A 21,423-nucleotide genomic window follows, 5' to 3' on the forward strand; every position below is an offset into this window, starting at 1 on the left:
CTACCTTCCTCTTGACCCGCATTAGTTCAGCCGCCAAACTAATTCAGCAACCAGATGCGTCACCCAGAGCGTGGCGCCCCCGCACGAAGTCCCACCACACGGCTCCGGCCAGACCAGTCGCCCCCGGTTCACGGGGGACATTTTCGACCGCTAATGGAAAGCGCTTTCCACTGAGGAGGATCCCCCAGTCATGCCAACCTCCACACTGCGGGTGGCGTTGAACGGCGTCACCGGCCGCATGGGCTACAACCAACACCTGGTTCGCTCCATTCTGGCCATCGCCGACCAGGGGGGCGTGGTCACCGCCGACGGTGACCACGTTCTCCTGGAACCTGTTCTGGTAGGCCGCAACCCGGAGAAACTGGCCACCGTCGCCGCCCGGCACGGTCTCGACCACTGGAGCACTGACCTGGACTCGGTACTGGCCGACCCCACGGTGCGGGTGTACTTCGATGCCCAGGCGACGTCGGCCCGTGAGTCGGCCGTACGTGCGGCCATCGCGGCCGGGAAACACGTCTACGCGGAGAAGCCGGTGGCTTCCTCAGCAGTCGAGGCCCGCGGCCTTGCCGAACTGGCCGACGCGGCCGGTGTGCGTCACGGAGTGGTACACGACAAGCTGTACCTACCGGGCCTGGTGAAACTGCGTCGACTCGTGACGGGTGGATTCTTCGGCCGGATCCTCTCAGTGCGGGGGGAGTTCGGCTATTGGGTCTTCGAAGGAGACTGGCAGACCGCGCAGCGCCCCAGCTGGAACTACCGGGCCGAAGACGGTGGCGGCATCGTCACCGACATGTTCTGCCACTGGAACTACGTGTTGGAGGACATTGCCGGAGCGGTCCGGGCAGTAACGGCGCACGCCGCCACCCATATCCCCACACGTTGGGACGAAGGCGGCCAGTCCTACCCCGCCACGGCCGACGATGCCGCCTACGGCATCTTCGAGCTGGAGGGGGGTGCCGTCGCTCAGATCAACTCTTCCTGGTGTGTGCGCGTGCACCGGGACGAACTGGTGGAGTTCCAGGTGGACGGGACCGAGGGCAGCGCCGTTGCCGGACTGCGGGACTGCCGGGTTCAGCACCGCTCACACACGCCCCGCCCAGTGTGGAACCCCGATCTCCCACCGCAGGAACCCTTCCGACACCAGTGGTCCCCGGTCCCGGAGAACGCGCAGCTACCCAACGGCTTCCAGGCCCAGTGGGAACAGTTCATACGCGACGTCGTTGCCGGGACGGACCACGTCCACGACTTCCACTCCGGCGTCCGGGGGATCCGCCTCGCCGAAGCGGGGCTGCTCTCCTCCCGGGAGGGGCGCCGTGTGGAGCTGGACGATGTCGCTGCCGCGCAGCGCTGAGGCCGAGCCGATGAGCGTCGGCCCCCAGCACGCACCACGGACACGCCTCGGTTCAGCGATGCGACCGGGGGGCCGTACTCTCCCGCACCACGAGATCGGTGGCCAGATCCAGCCGCAGGTTGGCTGGCTTCTCCCCCCGACTGAGGGTCAGTGCGAGGTAGGTGGCCTCCTCCGCCATCTCCACCAGGGGTTGCCGAACGGTGGTCAACGGGGGGCCCAACCATCCCGCGACCGGCAGGTCGTCGAAACCCACGACACTGAGATCCTCGGGGATGCGCAGGCCCAGTTCCCGGGCGGCGACGTAGACTCCCATCGCTTGCAGATCGCTGCCGGCGAAGATCGCCGTGGGCGGATCGTCCAGGGTCAGCAGTTCCCGGGCCTGCTGCCGGCCGCCGTCGACATGGAAGTCACCGGACCGCACCAGGGTGGGATCCCACTGGAGTCCGGCCGCTTCCAGCGCGGAACGGTAGCCGTCGACCCGGGCCCGGCTACACAGCATGTGACCGGGCCCGCCGATCACGCCCACCCGCCGGTGTCCCTGATCCAGCAGGTGACGTGTCGCGGTGAGACCGCCACTCCAGTTGGTGGCCCCGATCGACGGCACACCTCCCGCCGGTTCCCCGGCCGGGTCGACCACCACGAACGGCACCCCGTGCGTGGCCAGACGGGTGTGCTGCTCGTCGGTCAGCCCGGACAGCACCAGGATCGCTGCGGCGGAACGCCGGTCGAGAACGGTATCCACCCAGGCGTCGCGAGGGGTCTGGTGTCCATCGGACTCGGAGAGAACCACGTCGAACCCCTCGTCACGCGCCACCCGCTGCACGCCACGGATCACCTCCAGCGCCCAGGCGCTCTCCAGTTCGTGGAAAACCAGGTCGACCCGGGCGGAGCGACTGGTCGTGGCGGCGCGTCGGCGCTGGTAGCCGTACCGGGCGATGAGGTCCTCCACCCGGGACCGCGTCGCGGGGGCGACGTCGGCCCGGCCATTGAGCACCTTCGACACGGTGGCAACCGACACCCCCGCAGCTTCCGAAATTTTCGAGATCGTTACCGGTTCTGGCGGAACATCATTGCCGATCGAGTCAGCCGAGTGCGCAGTCACCCGGTCATGCTACCTGGACATCACCAAAGGATCGCCCAGGAGTATGAGTTTTATCACAACACACTCTTGACCCTTGTTCCAATGAGGCCGTAAATTTGACCTCCAGTATTACCGAAACGTTACCGATAGTTTCGGTCAGCCTTCCCCCAGGCTTCGCTACACCGACCACGGAAACCACCCACTCCCCCATCCCCGCCCCGCGAGCCCGTGGAAAGCGATTTCCCACAAGGAGCACGATGGACACCTCCCCCGCTGTGGACAGCGCGCCGACCGTACGCGCGGCCATCCTGGGCACCGGGAACATCGCCCGGTTTCACGCCGAGGCGCTGTCCGCCCTGCCGGACCAGGTCGAGGTCGTCGCGGTCGCCGACGTCAACGAAGAGGCGCGTACCACCTTCGCCAACCACCTCGCCGTCCCCCGGAGCTACGGCGACCTGGCGACACTGCTGGACGAGGTCTCCCCCGACCTGGTGCATGTCTGCACACCCCCGGGGCTGCACCGAGACCAGGTCCTGGCCTGCCTCCAGGCGGGATCATCCGCCCTCGTGGAGAAACCCCCCACCCTCAGCACGGCCGAGCTTGAGGAACTGGCGGCCGCCGAGGGCACGCGGGGGCCCTGGGTCGCGACCGTGTTCCAACACCGGTTCGGCTCCGGAGCACTGCGTGCGCGGGAAATGCTGGCCTCGGGCGCCCTGGGACGTCCCCTTGTCGCGGTGTGCCACACGACCTGGTTCCGGGAGCAGTCCTACTTCGACGTGCCCTGGCGGGGCCGGTGGGACACCGAGGGTGGTGGACCGACGATGGGGCACGGGATCCACCAGATGGACCTGCTGCTGGCGCTACTCGGGGACTGGGTCCGCGTCTCGGCCACGGCCCGCCGGCAGGCCCGCGCGATCGATACCGAAGACGTGTCCCTGGCACACGTGGACTTCGCCAACGGAGCAGTCGCCAGTATCGTCAACAGTCTGCTCTCCCCACGGGAGGAGAGCTACCTGCGGATCGACTGCGAGCGTGCCACCCTCGAACTGACCCACCTGTACGGCTACGGCGACGACAACTGGCGCATCACACCCGCCCCCGGTCACGAGGAGGACGTGTGGGCGGCCTGGAGGTCGGGCCCCCAGGGGGTGAACAGCGGCCACAGCGCCCAGGTGGCCCACGTGCTGCGCTGCCTCCGCGCGAACGAGGCACCGCCGGTCACCTCCACGGAGGCGCTGCGCACCATGCGCCTGGTCGCGGGCGTGTACGCCTCGGCCTTTCTGGAACGGCCCATCAGCCCCGCGGACCTGGGAGCGGACTCGCCGTTCCACACCCGGATGAACGGTGACGGTCCCCGATGGTGAGCGTTCCGGTTCCACGTCCGCGGCTCGGCTGCTGCACAGCGCCGCCCACACCCCACACCCGGGAGGCCACATGTGGGCCTTCCTGATCCGGCGCCTGCTCTACATGGTGCCAACCCTGTTCGCGATCTCCCTGGTCGCGTTCGTGATCATCCAACTGCCGCCCGGAAACTTCCTCACGACCTACATCGCCGAGCTGTCCGCGCGGGGCGAGACCGTGGACCGCAGCCAGATCGAGGCCCTGGAAGAGCGGTACGGACTCAACGACCCCGTCTACGTCCAGTACCTGAACTGGATCTCGGGGATCGTGTTGCACGGCGACTTCGGACAGTCCTTCCAGTACCAGCGGGACGTGTCCGAGCTGATCTGGGGCCGCCTCGGAATCAGCGTCGGGATCGCGCTGTGCACCGTACTGGTCAGCTGGGCCATCGCGTTCCCGATCGGGATCTACTCGGCGGTGCGCCAGCACTCCGCCGGGGACTACGTCTTCACCTTCCTCGGGTTCCTGGGCCTGGCCACCCCCAACTTCATGCTGGCGCTGCTGTTCGTGTGGATCTCCTTCGCCTACTTCGGCCAGAGCGTGGGGGGCATCGTCTCCCGCGAGTACGTGGACGCACCCTGGAACCTCGGCAAACTGCTGGATGTTGCCGGCAACCTCTGGATTCCGGTCCTGATCATCGGGACGGCCGGAACGGCGGTCCTGATCCGGGTGCTGCGTGCCAACATTCTGGACGAGCTGCGCAAGCCCTACGTCACCACCGCCCGCGCCAAGGGGCTTCCGGAGTGGCGCGTCATTCTCAAATACCCGGTGCGCATGTCCCTGAGCCCGTTCATCAGCACCGTCGGCTGGGTGCTGCCCACGATCGTCGGAGGCGAGGTGATGGTCTCCATCGTGCTGAGCCTGGACACCACCGGCCCGCTGCTCCTGGAGGCGCTGCGCACCCAGGACATGTACCTGGCCGGGGCGTTCATTCTCCTCCTCGGCGCGCTGACCCTCATCGGAACCCTGCTCTCGGACCTGCTACTGGCCTGGTGGGACCCGCGGATCCGCCATTCCCAGCTCGAGGAGGCCTGACCCATGGGACGGAATCCCCTGCGGCGTGGCAGCGACACCGGCAGCGCGCCCGCCTCGACAGCCCCCGCGGCGAGAACACGGACACCGGGCGCGGAATCGCACTCCCAGCTCGTGTGGCGGCGCTTTCGCCGGCATCGCCTGGCCATGGCCAGCACCATCGTGGTGGGGCTGCTGGCGCTGGTGGCGATCTTCGCCGAATTCGTGGCCCCCACCACTCCGGAGGACTACAGCGCGGACCACACGCACGCCCCACCGCAGGCTCTGCGTTTCATCGACACCTCGGACGGCATCGATCTGGGACTGTACGTGTACGGCTACAGCTCCGAACGCGACCCGGAAACCCTCGCCCGGGAGTACACCGTCGACGAGTCCCACACCATCCCGGTCGGCTTCTTCGTCGAGGGCACCGAGTACGAGATGTGGGGCCTGTTCCCGGCGAACCGGCACCTGATCGGCCCGGTGAACGCCGATGATCCGATGTACCTACTCGGTGCCGACCGCAACGGCCGCGACATGCTCTCCCGCATCATCTACGGCACGCGCGTCTCCCTGTCCATCGGCCTGGTGGGGGTCGCACTGGCGTTCCTGATCGGGATCGCGCTCGGGGGGATCTCCGGTTACTTCGGTGGCCGCACCGACACCATCGTCCAGCGCCTCATCGAATTCACCATGTCCATCCCCACTATCCCCTTGTGGATGGGGTTGACAGCCGCGGTCCCCAACGACTGGGGGCCACTCACGACTTACTTCGCGATCACGGTGATCTTATCCCTGATCGGCTGGACCGACCTGGCCCGGGTCGTCCGGGGCCGCTTCCTGTCCTTACGCGAGGAGGACTTCGTCCTGGCGGCCCGCCTGGACGGCTGCGGCCGGGCCCGCACCATCCGGCGACACATGCTTCCCTCGTTCACCAGCCACATCGTCGCCTCCCTGACCCTGGCCATTCCCCTGATGATCCTGGCCGAGAGTGCACTGTCCTTCCTCGGGCTGGGCCTCCAACCGCCGGTGGTCAGTTGGGGGGTGCTCATGCAGGAGGCGCAGAACATCCACTCGATCGCGGGAGCGCCGTGGACGCTGCTGCCCGGAGTGGCGGTGACGGTTGCGGTGTTGGCGCTGAACTTCATCGGCGACGGGATCCGCGATTCCGCAGACCCCTACCAGTAAGCGCGTGGAACAGGTGAGACCCATGTCAACTGACACCCACCCTGAGGTTGTGCTGGACGTGCGGGGGCTGAGCACGCGGTTCGCCACCGACACGGGTGAGGTCCCGGCCGTGAACGGTGTGGACCTCCAACTGCGCCACGGACGCACGCTGTGCGTCGTCGGCGAGAGCGGCTGCGGCAAGAGTGTCACGGCCCGTTCGGTGCTCCAGCTTGTGGAACCGCCGGGACGGATCACGGAAGGGCGGGTACTCCTCCATCCGCCCCCCGAACCGGACTCCACGGGAGCGACCACGCAACCGCCTGTGGATCTGGCCGCGCTGGGGCCCACCAGCCGCGGCATCCGGGCGGTGCGGGGAGACGAGATCGCCATGATCTTCCAGGAGCCCATGTCCTCCCTGTCGCTGGTGCACCGGGTCGGCAACCAGATCGGCGAGGCTATCCGGGTGCACGAACGCGTATCGCGGGCCGAGGCCCGCGAGCGCAGCATCGACCTCCTCACCCGGGTGGGAATCCCCAACCCCGAGCGGATGGTGGACGTGTACCCGTTCCAGCTGTCCGGGGGGATGCGCCAACGCGTCATGATCGCCATGGCGTTGTCCTGCGCCCCGCGGCTACTCATCGCGGACGAGCCCACCACCGCCCTGGACGTCACCACCCAGGCCCAGATCCTCGACCTGCTCGCCGATCTGCAACACCAGCGCGGCATGGCGATGCTGTTCATCACCCACGACATGGGGGTGGTGGCTGAGATCGCCGACGAGGTCGCGGTGATGTACCTCGGGCGTGTGGTGGAGCGGGGCGGGGTGGACGAGGTGTTCCACGACCCCCAGCACCCCTACACGCGGGCGTTACTGGAGTCGATTCCGCGCATGGGTGGCCCCCGACAGTCGCGACTGCCCGCCATCCGCGGCTCGGTCCCCGACCCGGCCACCCGCCCCAGCGGATGTGTGTTCCGTAACCGCTGCGACAGCGCCATACCCGGACTGTGTGACGCGATCGACCCGCCGGAGGTGGTTCTCGACAGCGGGCGGCGGGTGCGCTGTCTGCTGCACGGGGGCGTCGAACCACCCTCCGAAACCACCAGTGGCACGAGCGGACAGCTGGCTGGCCGTGTCCCCGACACCGGCATCGCCCCACCCGCGGCCGATGGCCACACCCCGTCCAGATCGGAGTCCCCCAATGCCCGCCGAGACTGACATCCCCGCCGCGGGCACACCCGGCGTCCACGCCGGGGCCGCCGACGACACCGCCACCCAGGGGCACGGCGAACCAGCACTCCTGGAAACGCGGGGCCTCGAGGTGCACTTCCCGGTGCGGCGCCGGGGACTGCGTCGCACCGCGCAGATGGTGCGGGCGGTCGACGGTGTGGACCTGCGGTTGGACCACGGCGAGACCCTTGGCCTGGTCGGCGAGTCGGGCTGCGGGAAGACCACCCTGGGTTCGGCTGTGCTGGGTCTGCGGTCCGGGGTCCGCGGCGCGGTGTACTACCGGTCGGGGCAGGGGCGGCTGCTGGACGCGACGCGCCTGGGCTCGGCGGATCTCGCGGAGTACCGCCAGGAGGTTCGCATGATCTTCCAGGATCCACACGCCTCCCTCAACCCCCGGTTGACCCTGCTGGACCTCGTCGGTGAACCCCTGCGCGTGCTTCAGGGCGTCGGCGGGGCCGAGCTGGAGGAGCGGGTGGCGGGGATTCTGGAGCGGGTGGGGCTGCGCCGCGACCACCTGCGCCGCTACCCGCACGCCTTCTCCGGTGGGGAACGCCAGCGGGTCAGTATCGCCCGCGCCCTCGTGCCGGGCCCGCGGCTCGTCGTCGCCGACGAGGCCGTGAGCGCACTGGACGTGTCGGTGCGCTCCCAGATCCTGAACCTGCTCCAGGATCTTCAGGACGAGATGGGGCTAACCTACCTCTTCGTCTCCCATGACCTGTCGGTGGTGGAACACGTGTGTACCCGGGTCGCAGTGATGTATCTGGGGCGGGTCGTGGAACAGGCGGACACCAGTGAGCTGTACGGCCACCCCCGCCACCCCTACACCGAGGCGCTGATCTCGGCGGTTCCCGTTCCGGATCCGCGGCTGCGGGGGCGCCGGGAACGGATCCGGTTGACCGGCGAACTTCCCGATCCGGCCTCTCCCCCGAGCGGATGCCCGTTCCACACCCGCTGCGGCTACGCCACCGAGCGCTGCGCCATCGACCGGCCGCCGTTGCGGGAGATCACGCCCGGACACCGGGTGGCCTGCCACCACGCCGAGGAGCTGTCCTTGGCCGGGCTGCCCTGAATCCTCTGCTCCCCCACAGAGAAAAGGAGAGTCACCCATGCACACCATCCCCCGAGGCGCCGCGCCACCACCCCGGCGCGGTCTGGCCCTGGCCGCGGCCACGGCAGCGATATCCCTCGTACTCAGCGGCTGCGACTTCTTCAGCCTCGACCCCGAGGGTGAGGACGGTGCGACAGGCGAGGGCACCGGCGAGGCGCCCGAACTGGCCGCATTGGTCGACGAGGGCGAACTTCCCCCGCTGGAGGAACGCCTGCCCGAGGATCCCCTGGTGGTGGAGCCGGTCGACGAGATCGGCTCCTACGGCGGCACCTGGAACAGCGCCATCATGGGTATCGGGGACTGGCCGTGGCTGGGCCGCACCGTGGGCTATGAACAGCTGACCCGCTGGAACACCGAATGGACCGAGACCATCCCCAACCTGGCCACGGACTGGGAGTACAACGACGACGCCACCGAGCTCACCTACGAGCTACGCGAAGGGCTGCGGTGGTCCGACGGGGAACCGTTCACCGCCGAGGACATCGCCTTCGCGATGAACGACATCTTCAACAACGAGGACCTCACCCCGGTGGCGGCAACGAACCCCGGAACGGCGGAGGTGCTGGACGAGACCACCGTCACGATCACCTTCGAGGAGCCCGACGCGCTGTGGGCCGAGAACGACCTGCTGGGCTACCAGATCGTGAACAAGCCCAAGCACTATCTCGAAGAGTTCCACATCGACCACAACGAGGACGCTGACGAGCGTGCCGAAGAGGAGGGCTACGACAGCTGGACCGAGATGTTCGAAGTGGAGGCCGGTGTTACCGACTCCGCGCTGACGTGGCAGAACGCCGATCTGCCCACGATGAAGCCGTGGATGGTCACCGAGCCGCTGGCCGACTCCGGGCAGATGGAGCTGGAGCGCAACCCCTACTACTGGAAGGTCGACCCGGAGGGCAACCAGCTGCCCTACCTGGACCGGGTCGTGTTCGACATCCTGCAAGACGAGGAGGTCATGCTGACCCGGGCGTTGAACGGGGAACTGGACTTCCACACCCGGCACTTCAACACTCCGGAGAACCGGCCCGTGGTCACGGAGCACCAGGAGTCGGGTGGTTACGAGCTCATGGAGCTGGAGCTCTCGGAAATGAACACCGCCGTGATCGCCTTCAATCTCACCGCCGACGACGAGGAGCTGCGGGAGATCTTCCAGGACCGGGATTTCCGGGTGGCGATGTCGACGGGCATCAACCGCCAAGACATCATCGATGTCGTCTACCAGGGGCAGGGCGAACCCTGGCAGGCCGCACCCCGCGAGGAAGGCCCCTACTACAACGAGGAGCTGGCCACGCAGTACACCGACTACGACGTGGACGAGGCCAACGATCTCCTCGACGAGGCCGGATACGACGAACGTGACGGCGGAGTGCGGCAGAGCCCGAACGGAACCCCGTTGAGTTTCACGCTGTCGGTGCCCGGTGACTTCCGGCCCGACATCATCGACGCGATGGAAATGGTCGTCGAGTTCTGGGACGACCTGGACGTGGACGTGGATCTCGACACGGCGGAGCGTTCCCGGTGGCAGGACCAGTCGGAGAACAACGAGCACGAGATCAGCGTGTGGTCCGGCGACAACGGTATGGCCGACGTGATGTACGACCCGCGCTGGTACCTGCCGGCCCACAGCGGCGAGTCCAATTTCGCGATCCCGTGGGCGCAGTGGTACGAGTCCGACGGGAACGACCCGCGCTCCCAGGAGCCGCCGCAGGACGTGCAGGACCACCTGGAGATCTACGACGAGATCCAGGCCGAGCCCGACCCCGACGCACGCGACGCGTTGGTGGAAGAGATGCTCGCCGAGTCCCAGGAGCAGTTCTACGCGGTCGGGATCAGCCTCCCCCAGCCCGGCTACGGAATCGTCGCCACCGACTTCCACAACGTGCCCGCGTCGTTGCCGGAATCCTCCATCTACAACACCCCGGCCCCGGCCAACCCGGAGCAGTTCTTCATCGAGTGACCCGAGCGCGGGGGCGCCGTACCGCCGGCACCCCCGCCCCGGCACGTGCCCGGCGTCCCGATGCCGGGTCGCCGGGCAGAGCGGACAGGAGCCCATCGTGACCATCGACACATCCCGTACCGGCGCCGGAACCGAACCTCCCGCCCGGGGGCTTGGGCTGGTGCACGAACATGAACGTTCCCTGCTGGTGACCCACGACGGGCGGGAACTCACCCGGTACGTCTACCGGCCCTGGGACGTGCAGTTGGAATCCCCGCGCCCCTATTTCCACCCGTTGCGGACGCTGGACGGGGACCTGGTCAGCCTGTACCGGCCGCACGACCATGTGTGGCACAAGGGCATCGCCTGGTCCCTGGCCAACGTCGGCACCGCGAACTTCTGGGGCGGGCCGACCTACCTGCGCGGGCAGGGCTATCAGCAGCTCGACAACGACGGCGCGATTGTGCACCGGGACTTCGACCAGGTCACCACCGATCCCAACCGCGTCACCGTCGGCGAACGACTGCACTGGGTCACCCAGCAGAACGAGACCTGGTTCGCCGAACAGCGTGGATTCTCGGTGACGGTCGACACCACCCAACAGTCCTGGACGCTGGTCTTCGAGACCGCGTTCACCAACCTGACCCCGGACCCTATCCCGTTGGGCAGTCCCACGACCGAGGGCCGGGACAACGCCGGCTACGGCGGACTGTTCTGGCGCGGCCCCCGTTCCTTCACCGGAGGGCGGGTGTACAGCCCGCACGGCGACGGCGGCGACGACATGATGGGTACCCGCGCGGAGTGGATGGCCTTCGCCGGACGCCACGATGGAAGCGATCGCTCCTCCACCCTGGTGTTCGTCGACGCCCCCGACAATCCGGGACACCCCACCCAGTGGTTCGTACGCAGCGAAATGTTCGCCTGCGTGTGCCCGGCCCCCTTCTTCAGCGAGATCGTTCCGGCTCCACCGGGAACGCCGTTGCGCTACCGCTACGCCGTGGTCGTCGCCGACGGGGACCGCGGCACCACGGGGGCGGCGCAGCTCGCGGCGACCGGCCGCGCCGAACTGGGGCGTCGCCCCGCACACACGGAGGTGAGTATCCCGTGAGCACCGCCGACCCCACATCCACCACCCCCGGCTTCCCCGGCGGCACCGCGGTCACCCACCTGCGCGTCTACGACTGGCCCGCCGCCGACGGACTGGCCGGGGGCTCCCCCCACCTGCACACGGCCTCCGCGGAGGGCTATGTCGTGGTGCGGGGCGAAGGCACTCTGGAGACCCTGAGTAGCGCGGGATTCCAGGAGACGCCGCTGCGCCCGGGCAGTCTGCTGTGGTTCACCCCCGGAACCGTGCACCGCCTCGTGAACCACAGTGCCGACTTGGAGCTGCTCGTGGTGATGCAGAACGCGGGCCTTCCCGAGGCGGGTGACGCCGTGCTGACCTACCCACCGGAGGTCCTGGCCGACCCGGATGCCTACCGGCGAGCCACGGCGATCCCCGCCGCCACGGACTTCGACTCGGCGGCCGAGGCACATGCGGCGATGGCGCGGGCCGCGCGCGAACGTCGGGACCTGGCCGTCGACGGCTACCTCACGCTGCGGGAGCGGGTCACCGCGCAGGGGCCGGCCGCCCTGCACGAGCTGTATCAGGCCGCGGTGGGGCTGGTGCGGGACCGGGCCGCGGGCTGGCAGCACCAGTGGCAGCGCGGACCACGCGCGCAGGCCGAGGCCACCGGAACACACCTGGCCAGCCTCGCCGCGGGCTGTGGCGACCATCTGAGCTCCGCCACGGTCTATACGGCCCCGCCCGCGCCAGGGCCGCCGCGCAACGGCATGTGCGGGCTGCTGCGGGTCTGGGACCTCGACGGGGCCCGGCCTCTCCAGTGAACCGTCCGTCGCGGTGTCTCTCCGTCTCGCCCCCACGATTCGCGCCGCACTGTCCACCCGACTGTCCACCAGATCCAAGGTGCACTCGTGACTCCCACCATCCGGCTGCCCGCCGCGGACGGCAGCATCGACGAGTACCGGCTACGCCACCCCGTGTCCTGGCCACGCCGGCACAGCCCCCCGCACAGCCGCATCGGCTACGCCGCGGCGCACGTCGCCGCCGCTCCCCTGGGGGACACCACCCCGGGCGGCCCCGCGGAACTCGACTGGGACCACACGCTGGCGTTCCGGCGCCACCTGTGGTCCCACGGTCTGGGGGTGGCCGAGGCTATGGACACCGCCCAGCGGGGCATGGGGCTGGACTGGAACGCCACCCGGGAGCTGGTGCACCGCAGCAGCGCCGAGGCCGCGGCCTGCGGTGGACGCATCGCCGCGGGTGCCGGCACCGACCACCTGCCTCCCGAAGTGTCGACCCTGGACCAGGTGATCGCGGGCTACACCGAACAGCTCGAGTTCGTGGAGGAGGCCGGGGCCCGGGTGATCCTCATGGCCAGCCGTCACCTCGCAGCCCTGGCCCGCGGACCGGAGGACTACCACACCGTTTACGGGACCCTGCTACGCCAGGTCCGCGCACCGGTCATCCTGCACTGGCTGGGCCCGATGTTCGATCCGGCCCTGTCCGGATACTGGGGATCGGCGGACGTGGACACGGCCACGGAGACGCTGGTGAACCTGCTGCACGAGCACGCCAGCAGCGTTGAGGGGGTGAAGGTTTCCCTGCTGGACGCCGAACTCGAAGTGCGGTTCCGGGAACGCCTGCCCGCGGGGGTGCGGCTGTACACCGGGGACGACTTCCACTACCCGGAGTTGATCAAGGGCGACGCTACCGCCCACAGTGACGCCCTGCTGGGTATCTTCGCCGCGATCGCTCCCGCCGCCGGTGCCGCATTCCAGGCCCTCGACGAGGGGGACGAGGCCGCCTACGACGCCGCGTTCGCGCCGACGGTTCCGCTGGCGCGGCACCTGTTCGCGGCTCCCACCGCCTACTACAAGACCGGAATCGCCCTGCTTGCCTGGTTGTGTGGGCACCAGCCGGGCTTTGCCATGGTCGGTGGGCTGCACAGCGGCCGCGGCATCGTGCACCTGGCCCGGGCGTTCCGACTCGCGGACGAAGCTGGGCTGGTGCCGGACCCGGAGCTGGCCGTGGCACGGATGAACGCGCTCCTGGACGTCGCGGGGGTGGCCCGGTGAGCGATGCGTGGCTGGACCGCCTGTCGGTGAACCAGAAAACCATCAACAGCTGCACTCTGCCCGAAGCGGTGCGGGGCTGTGCCGCGGCCGGAATCCCGGCGATCGGGCTGTGGCGGGAGCCGGTACACCAGACCGGCCTGCGCACCACGGCGGCACTGGTACGGGCGGCGGGACTCCGCGTGTCCTCACTGTGCCGCGGCGGATTCGTCACCGTCGCCGAGGACACCGCGTGGTGGGCGAGCATCGACGATAACCGTCGTGCCATCGACGAGGCGGCCGAGCTGGGCGCGCCGTGCCTGGTGCTGGTGGTGGGCGGTCTGCCGTCCGGATCGCGCGACCTGCGCGCGGCGCGCGCCCGCGTGGCGGACGCGTTGGCGGAGCTGGCGCCCTACGCCGCGCAGCGGGGGGTGCGACTGGCGCTGGAGCCTATGCATCCGATGTACTGCGCCGACCGGGGAGTGTTGTCCACGCTCGCGCAGGCGGTGGAGCTGGCGCAGGAGTTTCCCCCGGACCTCGTGGGGGTGGTGGTGGACACGTTCCACGTGTGGTGGGACCCCGAGGTGGACACCCAGATCGCCCGCGCGGGCCCCAGGATCGCCAGTTTCCAGGTCAGCGACTGGATCACGCCGCTGCCCGCGGACGTGCTGCTTGGGCGTGGACTCCCGGGGGACGGCCACATCGACTTTCGGGCGCTGCATGCGGCGGTGGACGCGGCTGGCTATGCCGGCGACGTCGAGGTGGAGGTCTTCAACGCCGAGGTGTGGCGCGAGGAACCGCACACGGTGCTGCGTCGGGTGGCCGAGCGCTACCGCACGGCCGTGTTGGGCGGGCCGGCGTAGTCCGGTCCCCGAGCCCGGGGATGGAGTCTCCGGGGTCTCAGGTCGTCGGCGGGCAGGTGCTGGCCCGCAGCACCACCTCTCCCACGACGGGCACGGTTCGGGGCTCGGGGGACGGCTCCGCCTGGAGAGCCAACCGGGCCGCTTCCTCCCCCATCCATTCCAGGGGCAGCCGGACGGTGCTCAGCGGCGGGGTGAGGTCGCGCAGGGTGGGAATGTCGTCGAATCCGGCCACGGAGAGGTCCTGCGGGACTCGCAGTCCGCGCTCCCGAAGCGCGGCCATGGCGCCGGTGGCCATGACGTCGTTGACGGCGAACACGCAGGTGACCTCGGTCCCGTCTGTGATGAGGCGGTGGGCGGCCTCGGCGCCGCCGTCCCGGGTGAAGGCGCCGTGCACGATCCGTTCGGGCGGGAGTTGGATCCCGGAATCGGCCAGCGCGGTGGTGAATCCCTCCAGGCGCTCCTGGGCGGTGCGCAGTTCGGTGGGGCCCGCCAGCACGGCGAAGCTGCGGTGCCCCTGCTGGACCAGGGACCGGGCGAGGGCGGCCGCGCCTCCGGTGTTGTCCGGGACGACGGTGTCCGCGGGGAGACCCGCCTGGGAGACGCAGGCCACCCGGCCACCCCGGGTGACGAAACTGCGCACCTCGTCCGCGAGTAGCTGCGTGTCCCGCGTGGAGGTGGTACGGCTCCCCACCAGCACCACGGCGCGGGCACGGTGCGAGCGCAGCGTGGCCAGCAGTTCCACCGTGCGCTGGGGGGCATGGCCGGTGGTGCCCAGGACGACCACCCATCCCTCGTGCTCGGCGCTGCGGGTCACCCCGCGGGCGATGCTGGAGAAGTAGGGGTCGGCGATGTCGTGCACCACCAGCCCGACCAGGGAGCTGGTGTCGCGCGCCAGGGCCTGCGCGGAGGCGTTGGGCAGGTATCCGAGCTCCCGTGCGCTGGACAGGACGCGCTCGTGCAGGCTGCGGCCCACCTCGCGGGTGCTGCCGTTGAGCACGCGGGACGCGGTGGCCAGGGACACGCCCGCGTGGTGCGCGACATCCTCCAGGGTCACGTACCGGTTGCCCATCGCCATCCCGGGTCTGTGGGGGTCTGCGTGCGGGGTGCCGTCGGTTCGCGGATCGGAACGCGGCGGGTGGATCCGGGTGCGCGCTGACGGATCCTGTGGTGCCGGGCACCTGGGGACCAGGGTATCCCGGCGGGGGCGGGCGCGGGCTCCGGCGGGGGCCGTGCGGCGCTCAGGCACGGCGACTGGGGCGGACGTAGACCAGCTGGTAGGACAGGGCCACGACAAGGCTGCCACCGATGATGTTGCCTGCGGTGACCGCCAGGAAGGTCGTGGCCGCTCCCAGGAGGGGAATCTCGGGGCTGCCCTGGGCGAGTGCGGGAAAGAACGCCTGCACCAGCAGACCCCGGGGGATGAAGTACAGGGTGGAGACGGCGTGTTCCAGCTCCAGGGCCCCGATCGCCGACAGCGGCAATAGGGTTCCCACAATCTTGTCGGTGACGGTTCGGCCCGCCAGCGCAACCCACACGGCCAGGCACACGAAGAGGTTGCCCAGCACCCCCAGCGCGAAGGCGTTCAGCGGAGCTAACGCGGCCTTGTCCGCGGCGATCTGGATGGCGTGCCGGCCGATGTCGCCGCCCTCGGACTCGGGCATCCCGGAGGCGAGAAACACCAGGGACAGGGCGCTGGCTCCGATCGCGTTGGCGCAGAGCACCACGCCCCAGTTACCCAGGACCTGCACCAGGGTGACCTTGCGGGAGGCCAGTGCCATCATCAGCAGGTTGTTGCTGGTGAAGACCTCGGTTCCGGCCAGGATGGCGATGATGTACCCGATGGCGAAGACGATCCCGCCCGCGAGGTAGTGCCAGGTACTGCCGCCGAGTGTCACGACGGTGAAGTAGAGCCCACCCAGACCCACGAAACCACCCGCGAGCGTGCCGAGCACGAAGGACTGGAGGGGATGGGACCGGGACTTGGCCAGGCCGAACTCCTCAACCCGCTCGGCCACCCGCTGGGGAGAGAAGTCGTCCAGGTTGGTGGTGAGCTGGCCCATCCGCGGGGTGGGCTCGCTCTGCTGGTCGCCGGAATGCGTGTCCGGATCCCCGGTGCTGGTCATATGCGCGGGGTTCCCTTCATCGACGGATGCCGGCCCGGCGGCCGACGGATTCGCGTCCCTCGCGCCCACAGCGACAGGTTCGACCCCGGCTGTGGGGCGCTCCAGGATTCAGTGCCGAACACACCTCCCCAGACACTCGAAAACACATTGTGGCGTCACAAAAATAACAATTTAGTTTAAGTGCTGTCCTGTGCGGCATCACCCCTGACGAAACGTCAGTGACCCAATCCAGTCAGGGTGATGTATGTACGACGAGAGCACCGACGGTGCGGAGGAACGCTTCCTCGCCCGGGTGCAGCAACACGCAGGGCTCACCAACCGCGCCGAAGCGCGGCGACTGACCGAGGCCACCCTGAACGAGCTGGCCGTGGCCGTGAGTGGTGGGCAGGTGGAACAGCTGGTCCGGAACCTGCCGGAGCCACTCCAGCCGGGCACCCCCAAGGCGGGGCAGGCCACCGCATTCGATAAGCAGGCGTTCCTGGACGCCGTCAGCGGATCGGTCCCCAGCACCGACCTGGAGGAGATGGAGGTGCTGGCCAGCGCGGTGCTGAACGCCGTGCGGGAGGAGGCACCCGACCGCCAGGTCGACGACACGCTGGCCCAGCTCCCACCGGACCTGGCCGCGCTCTTCCACGGCTCGCCCCGGGACCGCGAGGCGTGACCCCCGAGTCCACAGGAACAGAACGCCCCACCGCCGTCGTCCCCACGGAGCACACCGATGGACTTGTCCTTTTTGACTTCGATTCGCGGCACCACCGGACCGGTGTCGTCCGTGATCGTCAACGCCTCCCGCGACGCGGAGGACACCGACCACGCGGTCCGGGTCCGCTGGAGCAAGGCCCGTGCGGACCTGAGCTCCCAGGGGGCGGACGAGGAGACCCTGGCCGCCATGGACAGCGTCGTGGGGGACACGCACGGCGTGCCCGGACAGCACGGACACGTCGTGTACGCCGCCGACGGCACGGTCCTGGCGCAGGCGGTCGTCACCGAGTTCCCGCAGGACTACCGGGCCCGGGTAGGGCCGCTGCCGGACCCGCTGCTGTACGTCTACAGCGAGTCCCCGCGCGTTCCCTACGTGCTCGCCGTGGTGGACACGCTGGGCGCGGACCTGTGGACGGTACACGCCGACGGGCGCGCCACCACGCAACGCGTCGAGGGTGAGGACTGGCCCGTCCACAAGGTGCGCGAGGGCGGCTACCACCACAACCAGATGCAGCGCACCGTGGACAATCGGGTCGCCGACAACGCAGGGCGGGTCGCCGGAGCCATCGCGCAGACCCTACGGGGTACCGAAGCGGACATCGTGGCGATTGCCGGGGAGATCGCGGTGCGCGGCGAGGTCCGGGCCCGGCTCCCCGACTGGGCCGAGCCCAAGGCGGTGGACCTGGAGGCCGGGTCCCGCCCCACCGGTTCCAGCACCACACCGCTGAACGACGAGCTGCGCGGGATCCTGGCCGGCATCGCGCAACGTGAGCTGGACGAGGCGATCGCGGAGTTCGAGCAGGGGCGCGCGAACCGCGAACGCACCACCGAGGGCCTGGCCAGCGTGGTGCACGCGCTCCAGCGCGGCCAGGTACGGACCCTGTTGTGGTCCACCGCCCGCCGGGACACCGAGACGTGGCTGTGGTTCGGCCCGTCCGCCGAGCAGCTTGCCCTGACCAGCCAGGAGGTGCGAGACATGGGTGTGCAGGACCCCGTGGCGGAATACGCTGCACCGGTCCTGCTGCGGGCGGCGGCCGCGGGCTCAGCAGAGCTCCTGCTCGTCCCCCAACACCGCACCACCACCGCAAACGCGGGCACGGAACCCGTGGAGCTCACCGACGGTATCGGCGCCCTGCTGCGCTTCGACGATCCAACCATGACGTCGTAGACGGTCGGAGCGTTGGGGCGGCCCGGGGCATTCCACGGGCCGCAGGCGCCGCCGGATGTGCGGGGCGGGCACCCTGTGCCACCCCCATCGGCTTTTCTTCACCCCCATCGGTTTACTGGCTCCGGTCGTCTGGGGGTGGCACCGAGTCGCCATAGCCGCCTCAGGGCCACCCAGGCCGGGCGGGGGAGCCGGGTGCCGTTTTCGCTGTCGCCACTGCTGATGGTGTGCTGGGTCGCATTGGTGACCAGTTCGCTGGCCACCAGTTGGGCATCATTGCGGGCCTCGCTGTCCCAACGCGGTCTTGCCGGCCCCGGCCCACGCACCAGCAGGCCGCCACCGCGCGCCGCACGGGCGCCATCGAGCAGTTGCCGCAGGGTCGCCAGCTCGCGACAACGTCCGTACAACACCCTGCCGGGTACGTACCCGGAACTCACCAGCCGCGCGATACCCGAACAGCGGCCACCTGGTGCGCGAGGGCGGGTCGCCCAGCTCCTCAGTTTTGCTCGGCCGTGCCGGAGCCCCCCGACTCCGAGTCCCGCTCCGCGGCGGCCAGGGCCGCCCGGCGGCGAGCGACCACCACGCCGACGGCCGGCACCACCGCCGCGAAGGCCACGGCCCGCATCCACGGACGATCCAACACGTGGCAGGTGGCGTGGTCCAGCGACACCTTGCCCGGCCCGGAAACGATGATCGACATCGCGGTCAGTCCGATCAGTGCCGGATACTCCAGGCCACCGTTGGCGTTGAAGAAGCCGTTCGGGCTGTGCAGCTCCGCGGCCACCCCCATCGTTCCGGCGACCGCCGCCGCGCTCGCCGGCGTGGCCAGCCCCAACGCCAGCCCGGCACCACCGGCCGCCTCAGCTACGCCGGCGGCACGGGCGGTCACGTGTCCGGGACGATGCCCCATCTGGTCGAAGGCCTGCGCCGTTCCCTCCGGGCCGCCGCCCCCGAACCAGCCGAAGAGCTTCTGCGCGCCGTGCGCGAACAGTGTTCCGCCCAGTGCCGCACGTACGCCCAACACCGCCAGGTCGCCCGCCCTGAGTCCCATTGCGTTCCTTTCCCCCGTTGTGCACCAGCCCCTGCTGTCCCGGCGCACCGGACATGATGCCGATGGCCGGGACACCTCCGGAAGCCGCCGCGCCGGGGTCACGCAGTGTTGGCCCTCGTTGGTCCTCGTTGGTCCTCGTTGGTCCTTGTTGGTCCTTGTTGGCTCTCGCGTCACACCACGCGGCGGCCACGCCGCCGCGCGTACCACCGCCGCACGCCCCGCAGTAGCACACCCAGCGGGGTGCGGGGGGCTCGGAACACGTGGACCGGCCCGGTTCCCGGGGCGTCCGGGTCACGCCCGCGGCGCCAGGAGGCCATGCCCGCAGCGAAAACGGTCGGGTCACCCCCCAGGTCGGGATGGTTGCGGCGAACCCACTGGCGGTAGCGGGCCCGTTCGTTGCGCACACTGGCCTCCCGGAGGGCGGCACCGCGGCACCGCGGAACTGTGAAACTGCGGAACTTCGGAACTGTTTTCGGTCGCCTCCTGGCAGGTTAGCTGCCTCCGTGCGGAGCTGTCCGGTAGCACCACGGCGCGTGCGCCCAACAGCCTCGACACACTGGGGCGCTTCCCCATGCCCTCCCGGCCATTCCCTTCCCCTGCTGGGGCTGTCGCGTGCCGCCAGCCGCCGCGATCCCATCCCGATGCCGCTCCCGGTGGTGACACCCCCGGGCCGCAACCAGTGTCCAGCTAGGACGGGTCCCCCATTCGATGCGCGCCGATCCGGGTGATCCGCTCCCGTCCCCAGGCGCCCAGCGGCTCCAGGGCCTGGTTGAGGGCCTCGCCCTGCGTGGTGAGGGTGTACTCCACCCGTGGTGGCACCTCCCGATAGACCTCGCGGTGCACGATCCCGTCCTCCTCCAGCTCGCGCAACTGCTGGATCAGCACCTTCTCGGAAACGCCCGGCAGTCCCCGCCGCAGCTGCCCGAAGCGACGCACCCCGCCGTGGTGCAGCTCCCACAGGATCAGGGCCTTCCATTTACCACCAACCACGTCCATGGCTGCGTCAATGCCACACACGTAGGGGCCGGATCGGGGTGAGCTCATCGGGACCTCCTGTGAACTGTTCACTTACGTGTTGGTTAGTACCGAACAAAATAGTGGGTACTTGTCGTTGGGGATGTGCCGGCGGAGGATCGGAACCGTAGATGGCACAACGGCCAAGGAGTTGATCAGGTAATGACGGAAGCCCGTCCGATCCCGGTGACGGTTCTCGGGCTCGGGGCAATGGGACGAGCCCTGGCTACGGCGCTGCTCGACGGTGGCCACCCCACCACGGTGTGGAACCGCACCCCGGGGCGGGACACCCAGCTCGTGGATGCGGGGGCGAAGAGCGCCGCCACAGCCGATGCGGCGGTGGCGTCCGCGTCGCTGGTGGTGGTGTGCCTGCTGGACCACGCCTCCGTACGCGCGGTGGTGGATCCGCTGGCCGAGACACTACGGGGACGCACCGTGGTGAACCTGACCAGCACCACCCCCAACGAGGCACGGGAGACGGCCGAGTGGGCCCACCGCCACGGCATCGCCTATCTCGACGGCGGCATCATGGCCGTCCCCGAGATGATCGGTCAGCCGGAGGCCACAATCCTGTACAGCGGGGATGAGACGGCCTTCACGGAGCACCGACCCGCCCTGGACCTGTTCGGTTCGGCCGAGCACCTCGGCGCGGACCCGGGGTTGGGGGCGCTGTACGACTTCGCCCTCCTGGCGGCGATGTACGTCATGTTCGCCGGGGTGTTCCATGGAACGGCGATGCTGCGTCCGGCTGGGGTTTCCGCCACGGAGTTCGCCAACCGGGTGGTGCCGTGGTTGACGGCGATGCTCCAGACTGTTCCGGCACAGGCCGCCACCGTCGACAGTGGCGACTACAGCACCGAGGTTCAGGACCTGGACTTCACCAAGGCCGCCCTGGACGCGATCGTACGCGCCAGCAGCGAGGCGGGGGCCGAACTGGACGTGATCGCACCGATCCAGTCCCTGGTGTATCGCCAGGTGATGGCCGGTCACGGCGCCGAGGCATTCCAGCGCATGGTGGAGACACTCGCGCCCGCGCCAGCCCGGGTCTGAGCGTCCCGGCACTCCCGGTTGGCCGGCCGCGGTCACGTCCACCGAGGCCGGCCAA

General features: G+C 69.5%; 20 protein-coding genes. 14 read left to right on the plus strand and 6 right to left on the minus strand.

Annotation, left to right across the window (positions count from 1 at the left end; translation table 11 throughout):
• Positions 1-190 precede the first annotated feature (190 nt).
• Complete coding sequence (locus RIF23_RS19075; protein WP_310913967.1) at positions 191-1,351, plus strand: Gfo/Idh/MocA family protein; 1,161 nt, start codon at positions 191-193, stop codon at positions 1,349-1,351.
• A 52-nt stretch (positions 1,352-1,403) separates the two neighbouring features.
• Here the strand turns inward: RIF23_RS19075 and RIF23_RS19080 are convergent, their stop codons facing one another.
• Positions 1,404-2,387 (minus strand): LacI family DNA-binding transcriptional regulator, encoded by a 984-nt coding sequence (locus tag RIF23_RS19080; protein WP_310914012.1) that lies wholly within the window; start codon positions 2,385-2,387, stop codon positions 1,404-1,406.
• Between the two features lie 302 nt (positions 2,388-2,689).
• Between RIF23_RS19080 and RIF23_RS19085 the strand changes: the two genes are divergently transcribed.
• The 10 genes from RIF23_RS19085 to RIF23_RS19130 all read left to right on the plus strand — a co-directional run bounded on the left by RIF23_RS19085 (position 2,690) and on the right by RIF23_RS19130 (position 14,263).
• Positions 2,690-3,796, plus strand: a complete 1,107-nt coding sequence (locus tag RIF23_RS19085; protein WP_310913968.1) for a Gfo/Idh/MocA family protein — start codon at positions 2,690-2,692, stop codon at positions 3,794-3,796.
• 70 nt (positions 3,797-3,866) lie between these two features.
• Entirely contained in the window at positions 3,867-4,868 is a 1,002-nt protein-coding gene (locus RIF23_RS19090; protein WP_310914013.1) for an ABC transporter permease, read from the plus strand.
• Positions 4,869-4,871: 3 nt separating this feature from the next.
• Positions 4,872-6,032: an ABC transporter permease gene (locus RIF23_RS19095; RefSeq protein WP_310913969.1), complete on the plus strand. Its 1,161-nt coding sequence runs from the start codon at positions 4,872-4,874 to the stop codon at positions 6,030-6,032.
• Between the two features lie 22 nt (positions 6,033-6,054).
• A complete protein-coding gene (locus RIF23_RS19100; RefSeq protein ID WP_310913970.1) occupies positions 6,055-7,227 on the plus strand; it encodes an ABC transporter ATP-binding protein in 1,173 nt (390 codons plus the stop codon).
• Positions 7,211-8,308 carry an ABC transporter ATP-binding protein gene (locus tag RIF23_RS19105; RefSeq protein WP_310913971.1) on the plus strand — a complete coding sequence of 366 codons (1,098 nt, stop codon included), beginning with the start codon at positions 7,211-7,213 and terminating at the stop codon, positions 8,306-8,308. Before RIF23_RS19100 ends, RIF23_RS19105 begins: the two co-directional genes overlap by 17 nt.
• Before the next feature lie 37 nt (positions 8,309-8,345).
• On the plus strand, positions 8,346-10,307 hold the full coding sequence (locus tag RIF23_RS19110; protein WP_310913972.1) for an ABC transporter substrate-binding protein: 1,962 nt from the start codon (positions 8,346-8,348) through the stop codon (positions 10,305-10,307).
• A 97-nt stretch (positions 10,308-10,404) separates the two neighbouring features.
• Positions 10,405-11,394 (plus strand): DUF6807 domain-containing protein, encoded by a 990-nt coding sequence (locus RIF23_RS19115; protein WP_310913973.1) that lies wholly within the window; start codon positions 10,405-10,407, stop codon positions 11,392-11,394.
• Positions 11,391-12,173, plus strand: coding sequence for a cupin domain-containing protein (locus RIF23_RS19120; RefSeq protein ID WP_310913974.1), 783 nt, complete (start codon positions 11,391-11,393; stop codon positions 12,171-12,173). The genes RIF23_RS19115 and RIF23_RS19120 overlap by 4 nt, the downstream gene beginning before the upstream one ends.
• Positions 12,174-12,260: 87 nt before the next feature.
• Positions 12,261-13,424, plus strand: a complete 1,164-nt coding sequence (locus RIF23_RS19125; RefSeq protein ID WP_310913975.1) for a dihydrodipicolinate synthase family protein — start codon at positions 12,261-12,263, stop codon at positions 13,422-13,424.
• Positions 13,421-14,263: a sugar phosphate isomerase/epimerase family protein gene (locus tag RIF23_RS19130; protein ID WP_310913976.1), complete on the plus strand. Its 843-nt coding sequence runs from the start codon at positions 13,421-13,423 to the stop codon at positions 14,261-14,263. Before RIF23_RS19125 ends, RIF23_RS19130 begins: the two co-directional genes overlap by 4 nt.
• Before the next feature lie 37 nt (positions 14,264-14,300).
• Here RIF23_RS19130 and RIF23_RS19135 read toward each other — a convergent pair whose 3' ends face one another.
• Positions 14,301-15,332 carry a LacI family DNA-binding transcriptional regulator gene (locus tag RIF23_RS19135; protein WP_310913977.1) on the minus strand — a complete coding sequence of 344 codons (1,032 nt, stop codon included), beginning with the start codon at positions 15,330-15,332 and terminating at the stop codon, positions 14,301-14,303.
• Between the two features lie 169 nt (positions 15,333-15,501).
• A complete protein-coding gene (locus RIF23_RS19140) occupies positions 15,502-16,386 on the minus strand; it encodes a formate/nitrite transporter family protein (RefSeq protein WP_310913978.1) in 885 nt (294 codons plus the stop codon).
• Positions 16,387-16,630: 244 nt separating this feature from the next.
• On the opposite strand from RIF23_RS19140, the gene RIF23_RS19145 reads away from it, so the two are divergent.
• Together RIF23_RS19145 and RIF23_RS19150 are read left to right on the plus strand one after the other, a co-directional pair.
• Positions 16,631-17,047, plus strand: coding sequence for a DUF2267 domain-containing protein (locus RIF23_RS19145; protein WP_310913979.1), 417 nt, complete (start codon positions 16,631-16,633; stop codon positions 17,045-17,047).
• 57 nt (positions 17,048-17,104) lie between these two features.
• The gene (locus tag RIF23_RS19150) at positions 17,105-18,256 is read left to right on the plus strand and encodes a baeRF2 domain-containing protein (RefSeq protein WP_310913980.1); all 1,152 of its coding nucleotides are present in this window, start codon (positions 17,105-17,107) and stop codon (positions 18,254-18,256) included.
• A gap of 493 nt (positions 18,257-18,749) precedes the next feature.
• On the opposite strand, the gene RIF23_RS19155 is transcribed toward RIF23_RS19150, so the two are convergent.
• The 3 genes from RIF23_RS19155 to RIF23_RS19165 form a co-directional block, all read right to left on the minus strand.
• A complete protein-coding gene (locus RIF23_RS19155) occupies positions 18,750-19,304 on the minus strand; it encodes a DoxX family protein (RefSeq protein WP_310913981.1) in 555 nt (184 codons plus the stop codon).
• Positions 19,305-19,474: 170 nt separating this feature from the next.
• Positions 19,475-19,708 carry a hypothetical protein gene (locus tag RIF23_RS19160; protein WP_310913982.1) on the minus strand — a complete coding sequence of 78 codons (234 nt, stop codon included), beginning with the start codon at positions 19,706-19,708 and terminating at the stop codon, positions 19,475-19,477.
• 283 nt (positions 19,709-19,991) lie between these two features.
• On the minus strand, positions 19,992-20,348 hold the full coding sequence (locus tag RIF23_RS19165; protein ID WP_310913983.1) for a winged helix-turn-helix transcriptional regulator: 357 nt from the start codon (positions 20,346-20,348) through the stop codon (positions 19,992-19,994).
• Between the two features lie 132 nt (positions 20,349-20,480).
• On the opposite strand from RIF23_RS19165, the gene RIF23_RS19170 reads away from it, so the two are divergent.
• A complete protein-coding gene (locus tag RIF23_RS19170) occupies positions 20,481-21,368 on the plus strand; it encodes an NAD(P)-dependent oxidoreductase (protein ID WP_310913984.1) in 888 nt (295 codons plus the stop codon).
• Positions 21,369-21,423 lie beyond the last annotated feature (55 nt).

Origin of the sequence: Lipingzhangella rawalii (assembly GCF_031628175.1) — a bacterium.
Taxonomy (GTDB): domain Bacteria; phylum Actinomycetota; class Actinomycetes; order Streptosporangiales; family Streptosporangiaceae; genus Lipingzhangella_A; species Lipingzhangella_A rawalii.